The sequence below is a fragment of the Streptococcus sp. KHUD_010 genome, assembly GCF_040207525.1.
GTDB classification, from domain to species: domain Bacteria; phylum Bacillota; class Bacilli; order Lactobacillales; family Streptococcaceae; genus Streptococcus; species Streptococcus hominis.
Genome location: NZ_CP157941.1, coordinates 586,789 through 605,852 on the forward strand (window position 1 = coordinate 586,789; position 19,064 = coordinate 605,852).

General features: G+C 37.6%; 16 protein-coding genes and 1 pseudogene. 11 read left to right on the top strand and 6 right to left on the bottom strand.

The window, feature by feature from the left end; translation table 11 throughout:
- The first annotated feature begins 129 nt into the window (after nt 1-129).
- The gene (locus tag ABKA15_RS02920) at nt 130-1,038 is read left to right on the top strand and encodes a magnesium transporter CorA family protein (protein ID WP_022526649.1); all 909 of its coding nucleotides are present in this window, start codon (nt 130-132) and stop codon (nt 1,036-1,038) included.
- A 398-nt stretch (nt 1,039-1,436) separates the two neighbouring features.
- Nucleotides 1,437-2,993, top strand: coding sequence for a DEAD/DEAH box helicase (locus ABKA15_RS02925; protein ID WP_049514429.1), 1,557 nt, complete (start codon nt 1,437-1,439; stop codon nt 2,991-2,993).
- Nucleotides 2,994-3,057: 64 nt separating this feature from the next.
- Here the strand turns inward: ABKA15_RS02925 and lacD are convergent, their stop codons facing one another.
- Nucleotides 3,058-4,008, bottom strand: a complete 951-nt coding sequence (lacD, locus tag ABKA15_RS02930) for a tagatose-bisphosphate aldolase (protein ID WP_049514408.1) — start codon at nt 4,006-4,008, stop codon at nt 3,058-3,060.
- Between the two features lie 170 nt (nt 4,009-4,178).
- Between lacD and ABKA15_RS02935 the strand changes: the two genes are divergently transcribed.
- Entirely contained in the window at nt 4,179-4,925 is a 747-nt protein-coding gene (locus tag ABKA15_RS02935; protein ID WP_003030054.1) for a DeoR/GlpR family DNA-binding transcription regulator, read from the top strand.
- A gap of 135 nt (nt 4,926-5,060) precedes the next feature.
- Here ABKA15_RS02935 and lacB read toward each other — a convergent pair whose 3' ends face one another.
- Together lacB and lacA are read right to left on the bottom strand one after the other, a co-directional pair.
- Entirely contained in the window at nt 5,061-5,579 is a 519-nt protein-coding gene (gene lacB, locus ABKA15_RS02940; RefSeq protein ID WP_003030053.1) for a galactose-6-phosphate isomerase subunit LacB, read from the bottom strand.
- Between the two features lie 18 nt (nt 5,580-5,597).
- Nucleotides 5,598-6,029, bottom strand: coding sequence for a galactose-6-phosphate isomerase subunit LacA (lacA, locus tag ABKA15_RS02945; RefSeq protein ID WP_003030052.1), 432 nt, complete (start codon nt 6,027-6,029; stop codon nt 5,598-5,600).
- Between the two features lie 162 nt (nt 6,030-6,191).
- Here lacA and ABKA15_RS02950 point away from each other — a divergent pair.
- From ABKA15_RS02950 to ABKA15_RS02980, 7 genes and pseudogenes are all read left to right on the top strand, one after another.
- Nucleotides 6,192-7,124, top strand: a pseudogene (locus ABKA15_RS02950) (PfkB family carbohydrate kinase).
- Nucleotides 7,125-7,222: 98 nt separating this feature from the next.
- A complete protein-coding gene (locus ABKA15_RS02955) occupies nt 7,223-7,756 on the top strand; it encodes an isoprenylcysteine carboxyl methyltransferase family protein (RefSeq protein ID WP_049514405.1) in 534 nt (177 codons plus the stop codon).
- A 254-nt stretch (nt 7,757-8,010) separates the two neighbouring features.
- Entirely contained in the window at nt 8,011-8,847 is an 837-nt protein-coding gene (locus tag ABKA15_RS02960) for a PRD domain-containing protein (protein ID WP_106388037.1), read from the top strand.
- A gap of 10 nt (nt 8,848-8,857) precedes the next feature.
- The gene (gene lacG, locus ABKA15_RS02965; RefSeq protein ID WP_049514401.1) at nt 8,858-10,258 is read left to right on the top strand and encodes a 6-phospho-beta-galactosidase; all 1,401 of its coding nucleotides are present in this window, start codon (nt 8,858-8,860) and stop codon (nt 10,256-10,258) included.
- Nucleotides 10,259-10,270: 12 nt separating this feature from the next.
- Nucleotides 10,271-10,594, top strand: coding sequence for a PTS lactose/cellobiose transporter subunit IIA (locus ABKA15_RS02970; RefSeq protein ID WP_003030041.1), 324 nt, complete (start codon nt 10,271-10,273; stop codon nt 10,592-10,594).
- Between the two features lie 4 nt (nt 10,595-10,598).
- Complete coding sequence (locus tag ABKA15_RS02975) at nt 10,599-12,254, top strand: PTS lactose transporter subunit IIBC (RefSeq protein WP_003041218.1); 1,656 nt, start codon at nt 10,599-10,601, stop codon at nt 12,252-12,254.
- A 112-nt stretch (nt 12,255-12,366) separates the two neighbouring features.
- A complete protein-coding gene (locus ABKA15_RS02980) occupies nt 12,367-14,595 on the top strand; it encodes a glycosyl hydrolase 53 family protein (RefSeq protein WP_049514397.1) in 2,229 nt (742 codons plus the stop codon).
- Between the two features lie 33 nt (nt 14,596-14,628).
- Here ABKA15_RS02980 and ABKA15_RS02985 read toward each other — a convergent pair whose 3' ends face one another.
- From ABKA15_RS02985 to ABKA15_RS02995, 3 genes are all read right to left on the bottom strand, one after another.
- Nucleotides 14,629-14,886: a GIY-YIG nuclease family protein gene (locus tag ABKA15_RS02985; RefSeq protein WP_003030037.1), complete on the bottom strand. Its 258-nt coding sequence runs from the start codon at nt 14,884-14,886 to the stop codon at nt 14,629-14,631.
- The gene (locus tag ABKA15_RS02990; protein ID WP_003030036.1) at nt 14,876-15,622 is read right to left on the bottom strand and encodes a tRNA1(Val) (adenine(37)-N6)-methyltransferase; all 747 of its coding nucleotides are present in this window, start codon (nt 15,620-15,622) and stop codon (nt 14,876-14,878) included. The genes ABKA15_RS02985 and ABKA15_RS02990 overlap by 11 nt, the downstream gene beginning before the upstream one ends.
- Nucleotides 15,623-15,728: 106 nt before the next feature.
- Nucleotides 15,729-18,083 (bottom strand): cation-translocating P-type ATPase, encoded by a 2,355-nt coding sequence (locus ABKA15_RS02995; RefSeq protein WP_049514395.1) that lies wholly within the window; start codon nt 18,081-18,083, stop codon nt 15,729-15,731.
- A gap of 119 nt (nt 18,084-18,202) precedes the next feature.
- Here ABKA15_RS02995 and ABKA15_RS03000 point away from each other — a divergent pair, with 119 nt between their 5' ends.
- Complete coding sequence (locus ABKA15_RS03000; RefSeq protein ID WP_049514393.1) at nt 18,203-18,943, top strand: 1-acyl-sn-glycerol-3-phosphate acyltransferase; 741 nt, start codon at nt 18,203-18,205, stop codon at nt 18,941-18,943.
- The last annotated feature ends 121 nt before the right edge of the window (nt 18,944-19,064 follow it).

Genomic DNA, 19,064 nt, shown 5'->3' on the forward strand with positions numbered 1-19,064 from the left:
GAACTGGGGTAAGTGAGTTCGTTTGTTAGCATATCAAGCATTAGATAAAGAGGTGCAATAACGATTGATGAAGGATTGAGCGTTTTTCTCAATCCTTTAGATTATTTAAAGTCAAGAAAGGAGAAAAGGGTGTTTATTGAAAAAGAGTTGAAAAATGGAATGTCTTGGATAAACTTAGATGCAGATATTTTAAGTCAACATCCAGATTCTTATAAGGAATACAATATTGATGAAGAAACGATTGAGTACGCGCTAGATAAAAATGAACGAGCACACATGGATTACAATCGTGAAACAGGAACAGTCGTTTTTATTTTCAACGTATTAAACTTAAAAAGGGATAAGGACTATTATGAAACTATTCCTATGACCTTTATTGTACAGAAAGATAAACTCTTAACAGTCAGCAATCGAGCAAATACTTATGTCGTAGATATGATGAAAAACTATATTGAACATCATGAACCTGTGACAGTGTACAAATTTCTATTTGCTAGTTTAGAATTAGTGTGCAATTCTTATTATCCTGTTATCGAAAAAATGGATGAGACAAAGGATCATATCAATCAGTTATTGCACAAAACGACCACTAAGAAAAATCTCTTTGCTTTAGCAGACTTAGAAACTTCCATAGTCTATTTGGTAGCAGCTGCAAAGCAAAATCGCATGTTATTGGAGCATATTAAAGGACATGCTGTTTATCGTCATTTGGATGAGATTGAAAAAGAGCAGTTTGACGATGTCATGATTGAAGCTCGTCAGTTAGTAGCAATGACAGATTTGATTTCTCAAGTTCTCAGCCAACTATCTGGTTCATACAATAATATTTTGAACAATAATCTAAATGATAATTTAACCGTTTTAACAATCATTTCAGTTCTTTTAGCAGTCCTTGCAGTTATTACGGGATTCTTTGGCATGAATGTGCCACTTCCATTATCTAATGATAAAAATGCTTGGATTTATATTGTTGTTATTAGTCTCGTTCTGTGGGTTGTATTGACCAAAGCTTTAAAATGGCTGGCCAATAAAAAGTAAAATACGCCAAGCGCATGAAGAAATTATCGTTTTCAATTAGCGTGTTTTCACGATAAATATCACTTTTTAAGTATAATTCATTCAAAATGAATGTATTTAGTTTTAATTGGTAAATCTGTTTGAAAATTTTTTTGAAAAATGCATGTATTACGGAAAAAAGGGTTACATGCATTTTCTTCATGTGTACGGCGTGGAAGTAAAAAATAAAACCTATCTTTTTATCATTCTTTGTGTTATACTAGATAAGTTACAAAATAGTCAGCTTTCTCAGTTGCTTTTGGCAAGTAATTAAGATAAAGTCTTTTCTATTGGAATACTGGTATCAAATTTACTGAATGAGAAAGCAAAATATGTTTTATAAGGTAGCTTCGCACTACCTTTTTAGAAAGAAGAAAAAATTGAAATTTAATGAATTACATTTGTCTGCTGAATTGTTAGCAGAAATTGAAAAAGCAGGCTTTGTTGAAGCCAGTCCAATCCAAGAACAAACAATCCCGCTTGCTATGGCAGGGAAAGATGTGATTGGACAAGCTCAGACTGGTACAGGAAAGACAGCTGCTTTTGGTTTTCCAACTCTCGAAAAAATTAACACAGAAAATCCTGTTGTTCAGGCTTTAGTCATTGCACCAACTCGTGAATTGGCTGTTCAAAGTCAAGAGGAACTCTTCCGCTTTGGTCGAAGCAAAGGAGTGAAAGTTCGCTCGGTTTATGGTGGATCTAGCATTGAAAAGCAAATCAAGGCTCTCCGTTCAGGCGCGCACATTGTCGTTGGAACTCCAGGACGTTTATTAGACCTCATTAAGCGCAAAGCACTGAAACTCAATCATGTAGAAACGCTAATTTTAGACGAAGCGGATGAAATGCTCAATATGGGTTTCTTAGAAGACATTGAAGCAATCATCTCACGCGTGCCGGAAGAGCGTCAGACCCTTCTCTTTTCAGCTACTATGCCAGATGCTATCAAGCGGATTGGCGTGAAGTTTATGAAAGAGCCAACACATGTCAAAATTGCAGCAAAAGAATTGACAACAGAACTGGTGGATCAATATTATATCCGTGTAAAAGAAAATGAAAAATTTGATACCATGACACGTCTCATGGATGTGGAACAACCAGAACTTTCTATCGTTTTTGGGCGTACCAAACGCCGAGTTGATGAATTGACTCGTGGACTTAAAATCCGTGGTTTCCGCACAGAGGGGATTCATGGCGATTTAGACCAAGGAAAACGTCTCCGTGTTCTTCGTGACTTCAAAAATGGTAATTTAGATATTCTTGTTGCAACGGACGTCGCAGCACGTGGATTGGACATTTCTGGTGTCACGCATGTTTACAATTACGATATTCCACAAGATCCCGAAAGTTATGTGCATCGTATCGGACGGACAGGTCGTGCTGGGAAATCTGGTCAATCCATTACATTTGTTGCACCAAATGAAATGGGGTATCTTCAAGTCATTGAAAGCTTAACTAAAAAACGGATGAAAGGTATGAAGCCAGCATCTGCAGAAGAAGCTTTTCAAGCTAAGAAAAAAGTTGCACTCAAAAAGATTGAGCGAGATTTTGCAGATGAAAGTATTCGCAACCAATTTGAAAAGTTTGGCAAAGACGCTCGCAAGCTGGCAGCTGAATTTACACCGGAGGAATTGGCTTTATATATATTGACCTTAACCGTACAAGATCCAGACACTCTACCAGAAGTAGAAATTGCGCGTGAAAAGCCATTACCATTTAAGTATGTTTCGGGAGCTAATAAAGGCAATCGTAACAGCAAAAATGGGCGTCGTAGTAATGATCGTCGTGACCGTACTAATGGGCGTGACAATTACAAAAAGGGTGGTCGCCACGATCGCTTTGACAAAGAAAAGCGTTACCGCAAAGACCACAAAAAACCTCGTAATACTTCAAGTGAGAAGAAAACAGGATTTGTCATCCGTAATAAAGGTGATAAGTAATTATACAATAATAAAAAGGCGAATAGAAGTTCGTCTTTTTATGTTTTTATAAGGAGATACAAAGTTATTTAAATACAATAGGCGTAGCAGTCTCTTGGAGAACTGCATCTAATTCAACGATATTTTGTTTACCTATTGTTTCAAGCCATTTAATTGTAGCAGCTTCGCCACCTTCTTGATAGGCTTTGGTAGCACCAGCCCAAGTTGCACGACCGCAAAGGACACCGTTGAAAGTTGAGCCGGATTCCTTAGCAAAGCGAAGTGTATCTTGGAAAAGCTGTGCGGATACTCCAGCAGATAAGAAAATAAATGGAAGAGAAGTGGCATCACTTTGTTCTTTGTAGAAGGCAGCAGCTTCTTCTTTGGTGTAAAGAACTTCATTTTCTGCGAATCCTTCAACATATTTCATATTGACTGGAACTTCAACTTTGAGAACATCTACACCAAATCGTTCTTGTGAGTAAAGCTTCATTGCTTCAATGACTTTGCGAGGTTTGAGTTTAGCATATTCTTTTTCATCCGTCACCTTGGCATCGTAAGAAACTAACTCAAGGAAAAAAGGTATGTCTTCTGCTTTGCATTCAGAAGCTATTCGCTCAATAAAGGCTTCTTTGACGTCATTGACTGCTCTATCTTCGTCAATATCTATATAGAGTAAGACTTTCACAGCATCAGCACCGTTTGCTTTGAGACGTTGGACGGAGACATTTTCGACGAGGTCAGGATAGCGACCGGGAACAGTTTTGTCATAACCTGTTTTTTCATAGGCAACTAATAATCCAGCGTTTTTATCACGAGCTTCCGCCGCTTTCCAACCTAACTCTGAATCAAGAAGGATAGAAGAAGCGTATTTTGTTAAGTATTTCGAAACTAGCACTTTAAAGGTTTCCAATTGCTCAACTGGAGTGTCTTCACCAAGCATACGACGCAAAGCCCCTCGTTGGTCAATAGCCAAAGCGCCGATAATTCTGTTTTTATCACATAAACGTTTTAATTTTTCTTGTTTTGTTGTCATCTTTAGGCTCCTTTTGTTTTGTATAGTTTAATTATAGAACACAAATAAAACAAAGTCAAACAATATTTTACAAAAATCAAAAAAATATTGTTTTTAATTTTTCAAAATGAATAAATTGTTGTATAATATATTTGAGGAATAAAATTATATAAAACTAGAAAGGAGACAAAATGAAAGAAGGACGGCATAGAGTGATTCTCCAAGAATTGGATCAGCAAGGAGTGGTTTCTGTCAAGAAATTAAAAGAGTTACTAGATGTAACGGATATGACGATACGTCGTGATTTGATTGACTTGGAAAAGCAAGGTTTGTTGACTCGTGTTCATGGAGGAGCTCATAAAAAAGTAAAAAATGGCTTGAACGAAGCCTCCCATACTGAAAAAACAATGTTAAATATTGAAGAAAAACGAACAATTGCTCAAAAATGTGCTAATTTGATTTTTTCTGGTGATACAGTTTTTATCGGTTCGGGAACAACGACGGATTTTATCGGAGATTATTTGGCTGATAAAAGTGTGAGTATTGTGACAAATTCGCTTCCTATTTTTGAAAAATTAAAAGATAATCCCAATTGTGACATTATTCTGATTGGCGGTCGTTATCGGGTGAAAACACAAACGTTTGTCGGACAATTTGCTAATAAATTATTGAAAGAAATCAAAGTTTCTAAAGCATTTATTGGCGTCAATGGAATTGACGGTCATAATGTCACGACTGCCAATGAAGAAGAAGGAAATGGCAATGCCATTATCTTGAACAATGCGATTGAAAAGTACATTGTGGCAGATAATAGCAAATTTGACAGCTATTCTTTCTATTGTTTCTATCAGTTGGATGGTTTGGATGCAGTAATTACAGATGATCATATCTCACCAAAGGTCAAGGAAAAGTATAAATCATATACAAATGTTTTATAGTTAATATTTTTATCACCTGTTCATATAGGAGCAGGTGATTTTTGTTTTGTATCTTTCGTGCGGTATTGATACATCCTATTAAAAAACAGGTCTCGTCCATATTAGACTGAGCCTGATTTTCTGAGTATTGAGCTTTTAGTCGTGGTATTCACCGCGAGCCCATTTAGCATTTTCTTCATCGAAAATATGGTCATTTTTAGCGATTTCAGGGCTAACTTCAATGCTATTATCGATTTTTTCAATCAATTGTTTGTTGGCTTCTGTTGGTTCATACTCTGTTTCAAGAAAGACATCAACGATATTGTGAATAAGATTTTGACCAAGAATACGTCCACCAAAAGCGATGATATTTGCATTGAGTTCTTTCTTTGCATAGCGTGCGGTTAGAACGTCACCAACAAGAGCTACACGAGTACCGGGAACTTTGTCAGCAGAAGCAGAAATACCGACTCCTGTACCGCAAAGGGCAATTCCAAGATCAGCTTTTCCTGAAACAACATTTTCTGCAATCAGACGACCAAAGATTGGATAATGAGTCCGGTGAAAGTCGTAGGTTCCGACATCAATGACTTCATGACCGAGGTCTTTTAAATGTTCAGAAATTTTCATTTTTGTATCTGTTACGATATGGTCACAGCCGAGAGCGATTTTCATAATTTTTCCTCCTACCCTTTAACATAATTTATTAAGCATATCAATGCGAACTTGGTGACGCCCAGCATCATAGTCAGCTTTTAAATAAGCTTCTGCACAGGCATTTGCCAATTCTTCACCGAGAATAGCTGCACCGAGAGTGATAATGCGTGTAGAATTGTGGCGAATGGTCATCATGGCAGAATGCTCATCTGAAACAGCAGCACAAATGATCCCACGGTGTTTATTCGCAACCATATAAGAACCAACTGCAAAACGGTCAAACAAAATACCACGGGCAGTATCATCTTTTCGTAATTCTTCAACAAGAGCGTCTGTCGAGTCGACAAAATCAGCAGCACCTTCTTGTTCGTTGAGATCTTTAATGTCATAACCAAGTTGGAGTAAATGAGTTTTTACTTTATTTTTTAACTCAAAACCATCACGGTCTGTACCTAGTATAACTTTCATTGTTATACCTCCTTTTTTTATTTCACAACAACATCATAACATCTCGCACAAATATTGTCAAACAAAAAATAACATAAAAAAACAAAATAAACTATTGACACCGTTTACATATAATGACATACTTTGTGTATAAACAAAATAAAACAAAATAGAAGGAGAAATATGATTCATTTAGTTTGTCCAAATCCAGCTTTGGATCGGACAGTTTTACTTAGTCGGTTTAAAGAAGATGTGGTCAACCGACCAAGGCAAGTGCATGAAAATGCTGGCGGAAAGAGTTTTAATGTGGCTTATGTCCTGAATTACGAGAAGGGCGAAGAGCAAGGAAATTTTTGCATTCATACAATGTTAGGTGGCAAAATGGGCGAATATATTCAACAATTAAATGAGGAAGATGGTATTCCGCTTGTTGTGACAGAGGTTGATAAAAATACGCGTACTTGTACAATTATGATTGATACAGAATTAGGAAAGACCTATCTTGTGTATGAAGCTGGATTTGAGCTGAATAAGGATTTATTAGAACAATTCACCACAAATCTTATAAAGCACATTCAACCTGGCGATAGCGTTGTGTTTTCTGGCTCTTTGATGAAAGGGATGCCAGATGATTATATTGCACAAATTGGTCGTCTTTTACCAGAAGATGTGAATTTAGTAGTAGATACAAGTGGTGCCGCACTAAAAGCAGCTTTCACAGCACAGCCTGACATTGTAAAAATCAACGATGAAGAATTGACAGAATTAACAGGATATCCAGTTGAAACTGCAGAAGAAGCAGCAAAACTTCTCAAAGAATATACTAAAATTCCTTATTTCATTGTGACAATGTGAGGAAAAGGAGTCGTAGCACGCCTGAAAGATGATGTTTTCCAACTGACGTTTCCAACAATTCATGTTAAAAATCCTATTGCGTCAGGCGACTTTTTCCTTGGAAGTCTCTGCCATGCTTTAGAAAGTAAGGGGAGAGTTGATAGAGAAGCTATCATTCGTGCCTGTGCTTATGCAACAGCTAACTGCCTGCAATGGACTCCAAAAGTAGACCTAGCCGATGTAAAACGAATTGTAGACGAAATCGAACTAACAACTTTGTAAATTCTTTCTACAGTTTATATGATATTTTTTGAATGTATTGACTTAGAAAATCCCCTCTTTATATAATAAAATAGATTATTTTATTATAAGGAGGTCGTATGACTTTATCAGGACTTATTGTTTTAGCGGTATTTATATTTCGGTTGGTATTTCTGAAAATATCGATGAAGAATGAGAAAGCGATATTGGCGAATGGTGGGCGTGAATATGGTGTGCAAAATACCAAGTATATCACTATTCTTCACATTTTATTTTACATTTCTTGTTTTGCTGAAGCTACGATACGTCAGGTTCGGTTTGACGCACTTAGTGCTATAGGATTTGGACTGTTGCTATTTTCAATGTTTATGCTCTATGTTGTGACACAATTATTAGGTGAAATTTGGACTGTAAAATTGATACTGGTTAAGAATCATAAATTTGTTGATCACTGGCTTTTCTGCTATGTGAAACATCCCAATTATTTCTTGAACATCGTTCCAGAGTTGATTGGTTTAGCATTACTTTGTCATGCACTAATTTCATTTTGTATTCTATTTCCTCTATATGCGGTAGTTTTGTATAATCGCATCAAGGAAGAAGAGAAATTACCCAAAGAAGTCATTATCCCAAATGGTATGGCACAGAAGTAAGCTATTTTTTTAAGTATAAAATGAAAGATTTTAAATTTACACAAATTATCCATTTTGTATAAATTTTTAAAAAATAAAGTAAGAAAGGGTTTACAAAAGTTTAAAAATGTGTTAAACTCTATTCATAAAGTTAAATAAAACATGGATTGTAACTAAGAAATTAGGCGAGACCATAAATGACCCAAGTAAAAAATCTTGGTTTATTTATGGTTTTTTTATGTTTTACAAAAAGATTGTTAGGAAGGAGGACACGAATGTTTCGAATTGTCCAGCCACTAAATAATAATGTTGCGGTGGTTAAAAATGAAAGTGGTGAACAGGCTGTTGTTATGGGGCTCGGTATCATTTTTAAAAAGAAAAAAGGGGATTTGTTGGCAGGAGAACGAGTAGAAAAAGTCTTTCAACTGAAAAGTGAAGAATCGCGCGAAAACTTTTCTGCTTTGTTAAAAGATGTTCCCTTGGACTTTATCACGACTAGTTATGAAATTATTGATTATGGTATTCAACAGTTCCAATTTCCAGTTCAAGAGTACATCTATGTAACTTTGACAGATCATATTTATTGTAGTTATCAAGCGCTGCAAAGAAATACTTATAAAAGTAATCACTTGCCGGATATGTCAAAGCAATATCCGACGGAGTACAAAATTGCTGAGCATGCTTTGGTGATTGTAAAAGAAAAATTGGATGTGGATTTTCCAAAAGATGAGATTGGGCGGTTAGCCTTACAGTTTATCAATGCGAAAGGCGAAGATGTCGTGATTAGTAAAGATGAACAAACACTGACCCGACAAATGATTGCTTTGGTGCAAGAGGAACTCTTAAAATATGGAATTAAGCGGACGAAAAAGAATAGTAATTTTTACGACCGTTTGATGATTCATTTGACATACTTTATTGAGCGTTTGGATCAGGATGACAGTGATTCAAAAGTCTCCATGAAAAATTTAGAAGAACATATCAAAAAGGATTATCCAGAAGCCTATCAAATTGGCGAAGATATTTATGAAGTTATTCGTCAGCATTTGGGTGGAGGACTTCATCCAAATGAAAAGGTATATTTGGTAATTCATATTCAAAGATTATTGTAAAGGAGAAGACATGTTTCAATTACCAGAAGATTTTATTTTTGGCGGTGCGACTGCTGCCTATCAAGTAGAAGGAGCTACAAAAGAAGGTGGGAAAGGACCAGTCGCTTGGGATGAATTTTTAGAAAAACAAGGGCGATTTTTAGCAGATCCAGCTAGTGATTTCTATCATCAATATTCAAAAGATATTGAGTTGTGTGAGAAGTTTGGCGTCAATGGCTTGCGCTTGTCTATTGCTTGGAGCCGTATTTTTCCAGAGGGACGTGGCAAGGTCAACCAAGAAGGAGTAGAGTTTTATCACCGTGTATTTGCTGAATGTGCGAAACACCATGTCCTGCCATTTGTTACACTGCATCACTTTGATACTCCGAAAGTTTTGTTTGATCAAGGTGATTTTCTTAATCGAGATACAATTGAAGCGTTTGTGGAATATGCTGAATTTTGTTTTCAAGAATTTCCAGAGGTTCATCATTGGAGCACTTTTAACGAAATTTATCCTGTTGCGACCAATCAATACTTGCTCGGTGTCTTTCCTCCGGGGATTCAGTATGATTTGAGTAAGGTGATTCAATGTCTTCACAATATGATGTATGCGCATGCGCGTGTAGTAAATCTTTTCAAGGAGAAAGGTTACCTTGGTGAAATTGGAGTGGTGCATTCTTTGGAAACAAAATACCCAGCAACAGACAGCGAAGAAGATAAGCATGCGGCTTTTCTGGATGATGCGCTTTCTATTCGTTTCTTGCTAGATGCTACTTATCTGGGATATTATTCTGAGGAAACAATGGAAGCGCTTCATGAGATTTGCGCTGCTAACAATGCTAGTTATGAATTCCTTGAAAGCGACTTTGAAGAAATGAAAAAAGCTAGTCACCGAAATGATTATCTTGGAATCAACCATTATCAATGTCATTTTGTTAAGGCTTATCAGGGCGAATCAACCATTCATCATAATGGGACGGGTGATAAAGGCACTTCGGTTTATAAAGTGAAAGGCATTGGAGAACGGATTTACAAGGAAGGGATTGAACGAACGGACTGGGATTGGATTATTTACCCAGAAGGTTTGTATGACCTTTTATTGAGAATTAAGAAAGACTACCCACATTATCAAAAGATTTATATCACTGAAAATGGAATGGGCTATAAAGACGAGTTTGACAATGGCATCATTATGGACAAGCCGCGGATTGATTATTTGAAAGTGTATTTGCAATCTTTAAGCAAAGCTATTGATGCTGGTGTTGTGGTAAAAGGGTATTTTCTTTGGTCTTTAATGGATGTTTTCTCGTGGTCAAATGGCTACAATAAACGCTATGGCTTGTTTTACGTTGATTTTGAAACTCAAAAGCGTTACCCTAAGGAATCCGCTTATTGGTACAAGCATGTTAGCGAAACAAAAATTGTGATTTAAGGGGGAGATGAAATGAATAAAAACGAATTACAAATGTTGGGATTTGAAATCGTAGCTTATTCGGGAGATGCACGTAGTTGTTTACTGAATTTGCTGAAAGAGGTTCGTCAAGGGAATTTTACAAATGTAGATGCTGCTTTAAAAGAAGCAGATGAAAATTTAAATTTAGCCCACAATTCACAAACGCAGATTTTAGCACAAGAGGCAGCTGGGGAAGATTTAGATTTAGGATTTATCTTTATTCACGGTCAAGATCATTTGATGACGACATTATTGTTAAAAGAATTGATCGTAGATTTTATTGAATTATATAAAAATCAATACAAGGAGGACTAATTCCATGAACGGAATTATCAAACAAATTGAGAAAGGAAAACCTTTCTTTGAAAAAATATCACGCAATATTTATCTTGGTGCTATTCGTGACGGCTTTTTAGCCGCCATGCCCGCCATTTTATTTTCAAGTATTTTTATCTTGCTAGCAGCAATTCCAGAAATTTTTGGATTTAAGTTGCCAAATGACGTTTCTACTTGGCTTTGGAAAGTATATGGCTATTCTATGGGTGTAGTGGCTATTCTAGTGTCCGCTACGACTGCTCGTTGTTTGTCAGAATCAATGAACCGCAATATGCCGACCAACAAGACTATCAATTCGGTTTCTGTTATGTTGGCTTCCATTGTGAGCTTCCTCCTTTTAAGTGTGGATCAAATTGAAAACGGTTTAGCCAATGGCTACATGGGAACAAAAGGGATTTTAGCGGCTTTTGTAGCAGCTTTTATCACGGTGAATGTTTATAAATTCTGTGTATTGAAAGACATTACTATTAAGATGCCAAAAGAAGTTCCTGGAACAATTTCTCAAACTTTCCGTGACGTCTTTCCATTTTCATTTGCAGTATTTGCTGCTGTTCTGATTGATACAATCGTGCGTTATTTCTTTGGGCATTCGTTTGCAGAAGCCGTTATCACACTTCTCCAACCTTTATTTACCGCAGCTGATGGCTATTTAGGAATTTCGATTATTTGGGGAGCAATGGCGCTCTTCTGGTTTGTTGGTGTGCATGGTCCTTCAATTGTAGAACCAGCTATTGTCGCGATTATTTATGCAAATGTGGAAACGAATTTACAGTTGGTAAAAGCAGGTCACCATGCTTCAAACGTGTTGACAGTTGGACTTGGAAACTTTGTTGGCACAATGGGTGGTACAGGTGCAACATTGGTTGTTCCATTCCTCTTCATGCTCTTTGCAAAATCTAAGCAATTAAAAGCTGTCGGAAAAGCTTCCTTTGTTCCGGTTTGCTTTGCAGTCAATGAACCATTGTTGTTTGCAACGCCGATTATTTTAAATCCTTATTTCTTTATTCCATTTTTAATCACTCCAATGATCAATGTTTGTGCTTTCAAGTTCTTTGTTGATGTGTTAGGTATGAATAGTTTTATGTATGTCCTTCCTTGGGCAACGCCAGCACCGATTGGCTTGATTTTAGGTACGGGTGCAGGAATCTTATCTATTGTCTTGATGCTGTTGTTGATTGTAGTTGATTCTCTCATCTACCTTCCATTTATCAAAGCGTACGATGATTCATTAGTAGAAGAAGAAGCGAAAAAGGCAGAAGTGATTGAGCTTGAAGAAGCGGCAGAAGCTGAAATAGACGATCAAATTCAAGCGGTTGCAGATGGAAAGCATCATAATATTTTGGTTCTATGTGCCGGTGCAGGGACAAGCGCCATGCTAGCAAATGCACTAACAGAAGGCGCAGCAGAGTTAGGCATAGACCTCAGTTCAACAGCTGGTGCTTATGGTTCGCACTACGATATTATGAAAGATTTCGACATGATTGTGCTAGCTCCACAAGTCAATTCTTACTATGAAGATATTAAGAAAGATACGGATAAATTGGGCATCAAACTTGTTGCGACAAAAGGTGCTGAATATATCAAATTGACACGTGATCCTAAAGGCGCTGTGCAATTCGTTCTTTCGCATTTTGAATAACTAGCCTTCTTATAAAATGTTCGTTTAAAAACTGATAAAACCTAGTTCTTGTTTTATCAGTTTTTTAAAGCGAACACTAAAATATTAAACTAAATAGAAATAGGAAAACTGTATGAAAATAGGATTAAGATTGTCGCTTGTTTTTGCTGCTAGTCTTTGTTTGCTTGGAGGAGTCATTCCTATTAAAGCTAATGAAAATACTAAAATACGTGTTGATAAAGTTGAAAATTTATCATCTGATTTTATCATGGGGACGGATATTTCAACAGTAATTGCTCAAGAAAAAAGTGGTGTAGAGTACAAAGATGAAAATGGAAATATCAAAGATATCTTTGATATTTTGAAAGAAAATGGTGTGAATTACATTCGCGTCAGAGTATGGAATAATCCTTATGATCATAACGGACATGGTTATGGTGCTGGAAATAGCGATATAGAAAAGGCGATTGAGATTGGAAAACGAGCTACAGCACATGGTATGCGGCTACTAGTGGACTTTCATTATTCAGATTTTTGGGCTGATCCAGGACGTCAAGTTCCACCAAAAGATTGGACAAATATGAATGTGTCTGAAAAATCAGAGGCTTTATATCAATACACCAAAGCTAGTCTTGAAAAAATAAAAGCAGCTGGTGTAAATGTAGGAATGGTTCAAGTTGGTAATGAAACAACGAGTAGTGGGATAGCAGGTGAAGCAGGAGAGGAACGCTATCAGTTGTTTGCAGCAGGCGCCAAAGCAGTGCGAGAAGTGGATGCAACTATATTGATAGCTTTTCATTTTACCAACCCAGATAAAACGGAAACGATACTGAATTACGCAAAAGGTTTATCAGATCACCATATTGATTATGATGTGTTTGCTACTAGTTATTATAGTTTTTGGCATGGTAATTTAGATAATCTGACTTCAGTTTTAAAGACAGTAACCGAAAAGTATGGGAAAAAGACGCTTGTAGCAGAGACTTCTTATGCCTATACATTAGAAGATGGAGATGGTCAACAAAATGTTATCCGAACACAAAATCAAATGCTGGTAGGTGGCTATCCTGCCTCTATTCAAGGGCAATCGCATGCCTTACGAGATGTCATTGATGCAGCCAATAAAGCAAGTGCATTAGGCATCTTTTATTGGGAACCAGCTTGGACACCGGTTAGTTCCAAAGGAAAAGAAGTAAATACACCTATTTGGGAAAAATACGGTTCGGGCTGGGCTTCTAGTGCCGTCATTGGGTATGATCCAAATGTTAATCAGGAAAATTACGGTGGCTCTGAATGGGATAATCAAGCATTGTTTGATTTTACAGGAAAAGCTTTGCCATCACTTGCGACGTTTAAATATGTTTATACTGGGTTGAATACAAATCTAAAATATGATAAGAATGAAGAAACAGGGCAGCAAGAGAGTTTGTTATCAAATTCTAGCTTTGAGGAAGAAGATCTTTCAGATTATACTTTTAATGATTTTATCAAGCGTAGACAAGACACGCCTAAAACAGGCAAGTATGCCATGAATTTCTACAATGGCACAAACAATTATATAACTGGCGTTGAAAGAAAGATAACACTTCCAGCAGGAACTTATCAATTTTCTGCTCAAATTCAAGGTGGTGATACGAATGGCTCTGAAGATATTTATGCTTTTGCTCGTGCTGAGGCAGTAAATGTTCAAAGTGAAAAAGTCAAACTAGCTGGTTGGTCAAATTGGCAGACAGCTAAATTGAGCTTTACATTAACAAAAGAGACCGAGGTGACACTGGGAATATGTGTGAAAGCAAATAAAGGTTCATGGGGAACAATTGACGATTTGCTTTTAACCAAAGAAGGAGTAGATAAGACAAAGTTGGGAACCACTCTTTCTTCGGCAAAAGAAAAATTAGCGGAAACTATGCATTATACAAAGGATTCACTTGCGAACTTAAAAGAACAAGTAGAAGAAGCACAAGTTATTTTACAAAAAGATGATGCGACACAAGCAGAGATTGATGCAGAATGTGAAGCATTACAGACTGCCATTCGAGTCCTTGTACCACTAGAAAATCAATCTTCATCTAATGTTCAGCATGAAGATAGCAAAAAAACAAAGGAAAATTCTAATAGCAAAGAACAAAAAGGAGAAAACTCCCATGCTGGGTTGACAGATTCTGATTCGTCTAATAAAAATGAAAAGTCTTCTCAAACGAATAGAAACAAGGAAACTTTGCCTACTACAAGTGACAAAAAATTAGCTAAAACCAAAGAATTATTACCAAGTACAGGGACTAGCATGTCATATTTAGCTGGTATCGGTGTTGTTTTTCTGAGTGTCTTTGTTGCTGTTATTTCTAAGAAAAATAACCAATAAATCATTGAAAAAAGTAGAAAGACCTCCCGCTTTCTACTTTTTCTTATCTGCGATATATTCTAATTTTTGTTGTCGTGTTTTTCTTTTAAAGAGGGCTTCGGCTGACATGGCAGAAGGTTTGTCGGGAAATTCTTCTTGATATAAAAGAGTAACGGGTAATCGTGTACGCGTGTATTTGGCGCCTTTTCCAGTATTATGCGTATAAAGTCGTTTTTTGACATCGGTCGTGTACCCTGTGTAGAGAGAGCCATCGGCGCATTCCAGAACGTACATGTAGGCTTTAGTTTCCATAGTAAATCTCATGAATTTCTGGAGTGTAGCTGCCATCTTCATTATGAATGAAAAGCGGTGGCAGGATTTTTAACCCGTCACGGGAACCATCTTTGATAGCTTCAATGAGGAGCATATTGGCTTCGCGATTTGCTTTTGGGTAAACAAACTGAATACGTTTTGGAGCTAGATTATGCGCTATCATGGTGTCAATAATATCAAGGAATCGTTCAGGACGATGCACCATTGCTAAACGTCCGTTGGACTTTAAAACTCGTTGGGAGATTCGACAGATTTCTTCCAGATTGGTCGCAATTTCATGACGTGCAAGCAGATAATGTCGGCTTGCATTGAGATTAGAATGTTCATCCACTTTAAAATAGGGTGGATTGCATAAAATCATGTCTACTTTACTACCGTCAATATAGTGGGTGAGATATTTCAAATCATCCTGAATAACCTGCATTTGGTGGGTTAGACCATTTAGCTCAATAGAGCGCTCTGCCATATCTGCCAGTCTTTCCTGAATTTCAACCGCTATGATTTGAGCCTTAGTTCGGGTGCTTGCAAAAAGCCCAACGGCACCATTTCCAGCACAAAGATCCACGATAAGACCACGCTTAGGTAAGTTTGGGAAACGGGAGAGGAGTACACTATCTACTGAGTAGCTAAAGACCTCTCGATTTTGAATAATTTTGACGTCAGTAGAAAAGAGCTGATTAACTCGCTCACCGTCTTTTAAAAGAATTTCTGCCATATACCCTTATTATATCATGATGTAGAGGAAAAGAAGTAACAAAAATAAGCAGTAAGACAAAAATGTACGGTTTTTCTTACTGCCTGTAGGTATTAATTCTTAAGATTTATAAACTTTGCTCCCGTTTGTTCTGTATGTGTGTCACGACAATAAAAGTAATTGTAAAGAGAATCATCAGAATAATGTAGACAGGGAAGCTATTACTGGTTAGAGTAGCGATTTCAATGTATTTTTGTAGAAGAATGGCTGTTCCAAAGAATCCTACGAGGGACCAGAGGATCAGCAGAATCCGCCAGAGATTAAGTGGCAGGCAGGCACGAACAACAGATAGAAAGCCGATAGAGCCTAATAAATAATAAAGTAAAGTTGAGATTTCCACCTGTGACCAGCCATGCAGTCCACCAAAAATATTGACAAATAAAACGCTAAAGACGACCATTAGCCCGCTAGGTAGCGCCTTGAAAATTGCTTTTTTAAGGAAATCTTGTTCAATAGGTTTGATATTTCGCTCAAAGGTGAGGACAAAGGGCGGCAAACCTTCAACAAATTGGTCAATCAAGGTGATTTGAATGGGGATAAATGGAAAGACTAAGAGCCATTCTGCTCGTCCCAACAGAATACTAGAAATACAAATGATTGTCAAAATGAACGAATAGGTTGTTTTAATGAGGAAAATTGGTGCAATGCGGGCGATGTTATTAACAACGCGGCGTCCTTCAAAGAGAATTTCAGGGACATCATTAAAATCAGAATTAAGCAAGACGAGATTGGCAACTTGTCGGGTTGCGGGATCTCCTTCAGCCATAGCAATGGAGCAGTCTGCTTCACGCAAGGCCAGAATATCATTGACCCCGTCACCGGTCATAGCTGTGGTATGCCCTGCTTTTTTCAGGGTTTGAATGATAAGTTTCTTTTGATGAGGAGAAACACGACCAAAGATAGCAGTCGTTTCTGCCAGCTCAATCAACTCTTGATCTGTTACTTTTGAGCAATCAACATAACTTTGGTAGTTTGCAAAACCTGCCTTTGCAGCAATGTTTGATACAGTAACCGGATTGTCACCTGATATGATTTTTAAGCCAACTTCTTGTGAGCGTAAGTATTCCAAGGTATCAGCTACCCCGTCACGAATCGGATCTGTAATTTCTAAAATAGCAATAGGTTGAACATTATTAGGTAAGTAAATGTGTTTATGGTCAATGCGTTCAGGACTAATGGCTAAAGCGAGTACGCGCGAACCTCGCTGTTGGGCTGCTTGGGCAATCTCAATCTCTTTGTTAAAGAGCATTTCAGGCGCACCGAGAAAGACAGTACCTAAGTCCGACATTTCCATAGCTCCCCATTTACGGTCACTAGAAAATGGAATAGCGTTACTCGTTTGGTAATTAGAAGAACTTGTAAATTGTTTGCGGATTGCTTGGGAGGTCGGATTGTTGTCATCGCTTGCAGCGATATAAGCGCTAAGAATTTCAGAGACTGCTTGTTCTGAAAAATCTTCTGTGAGCGGGCTAACTGTTTCGACGTGCATTTTTCCTTGTGTAATGGTGCCTGTCTTATCAAGGCAGAGCATGTCAACACGAGCCAGCGTTTCAACGGAGTACATTTCCTGTACGAGGACTTTTCGCAAGCCCAGCTTGATGACCGCTGTTAAAAGCGAGGTAATCGTTAAAAGTGCGATTCCTTTTGGCAACATTCCCAGAAGAGCTGTCGAAGTATTGACAACCGAATCTTTGACAGGCAAGTGTTTTACCAAAAGTGCTTCTAGAAAGAGCGCAATTCCAAAAGGAATAATGATTTTCCCTGTGAAACCTGCAATTCTGTCCATGGATTTCATGATGCGAGAATGGATTGGTTTAACGGTTTTAGCTTCTAGCATGAGCTTAGAGGCGTAATTGTCAGCTCCAACATGAGTAATTTCAGCTATTACATGACCACTGACAAGAAAACTTCCTGAGAGCAGTTGATCCCCAATCTCCTTTTGGACGAGGTCACTTTCTCCTGTCAGCATAGCTTCGTTTACTTCTGCAAAACCGTCTAAAACAGTTGCATCGCTTGGAATTTGCTCACCTGCGTTCAAACGAATCACATCACCTAGAACCAATTCTTCTGGATTAATAGATGTGGTTTGCCCATTACGGATAACACTAATCTTTTCTTTATTTAAGAGATTGAGCTTATCAACCATGTGCTTGGCGCGCAATTCGGTGACAATTCCAGAAAAAGCATTGAAGCAGATAACGGCAAAGAAGACCAGATTGCTCCAGGCTTGTACAATAACGAGTGCTACGGCAATGGCAAAATTTAACGCATTAAATAGCGTAAAAACATTACGCTTGATGATTTGCCAAGTGCTGATACTTGTATTGACTGTAAAATCATTGGTGAGTCCTTGTGAAATTTTTTCTTGGACTTGCTGGTGGGTTAATCCCGTAAATTCTTTCATGTTCATGAGGTTAATCATACCATTTTTTTAGTAAAATTTCTAATAGAATTCATTCAGCTGTAACAGTTTCAAAGCAAAAAAAGTTTGCGAGTGGACATTGGATAAGGTATAATGAAAAGGATAAGAAGGGAGAGCCTATGTTTTATAGATATTTAAGAAGATTGGTGATGTTGATTTTATGGGCTTTAAATGGTAATGCTCACTACCACCATTTGGAGAACATTCCAGACCAAGAGGAAAATTATATTTTAGTGGCTCCACACCGTACTTGGTGGGATCCTGTTTACATGGCTTTTGCAACAAGGCCCAAGCAATTTATCTTTATGGCAAAGAAAGAACTGTTCACAAATCGCGTTTTCGGCTGGTGGATTCGCATGTGTGGCGCATTTCCAATTGACCGTGAAAATCCAGGAGCATCTGCTATTAAATACCCCGTCAAGATGTTGAAATCAAGCAATCGGTCTTTAATTATGTTTCCAAGTGGAAGCCGACATTCGACAGATGTGAAAGGTGGCGTTGCACTGATTGCTAAAATGGCAAAGGTGCGCATTCTTCCAGTTGTTTATGTAGGACCGATGAGTCTGAAAGGTTTAGCAAAAGGTGAGCGCGTGGACATGGACTTTGGACAACCTATTGATATTTCAGATATCAAAAAGATGAATGACGAGGGTGTGGAAGAAGTCGCCCGTCGCATTCAAGTTGAATTTGATCGCTTAGATGTCGAAGTAGCTGCACTTCAAGTGAAAAAAAATCCAAATATATCATTGTTACTCCCCCGTTTGATCGCTCTGCTACTGTCAATTGTTGTTGGCTTACTAACATTTGCTTTCAGTTTCATCGCAAGTTTCGTTTGGGATCCTGATAAACATAGGAAATAAAAATATGCTATAAAAGAACCTGATGCAGTAGTATCTCAGACTTGAACTACTCTCGTAGTAAACAAGTAGCACATCTAATTGCGCAAAGAACTGCTTTGAGGTTGGGAATTTTTGCCCCGAC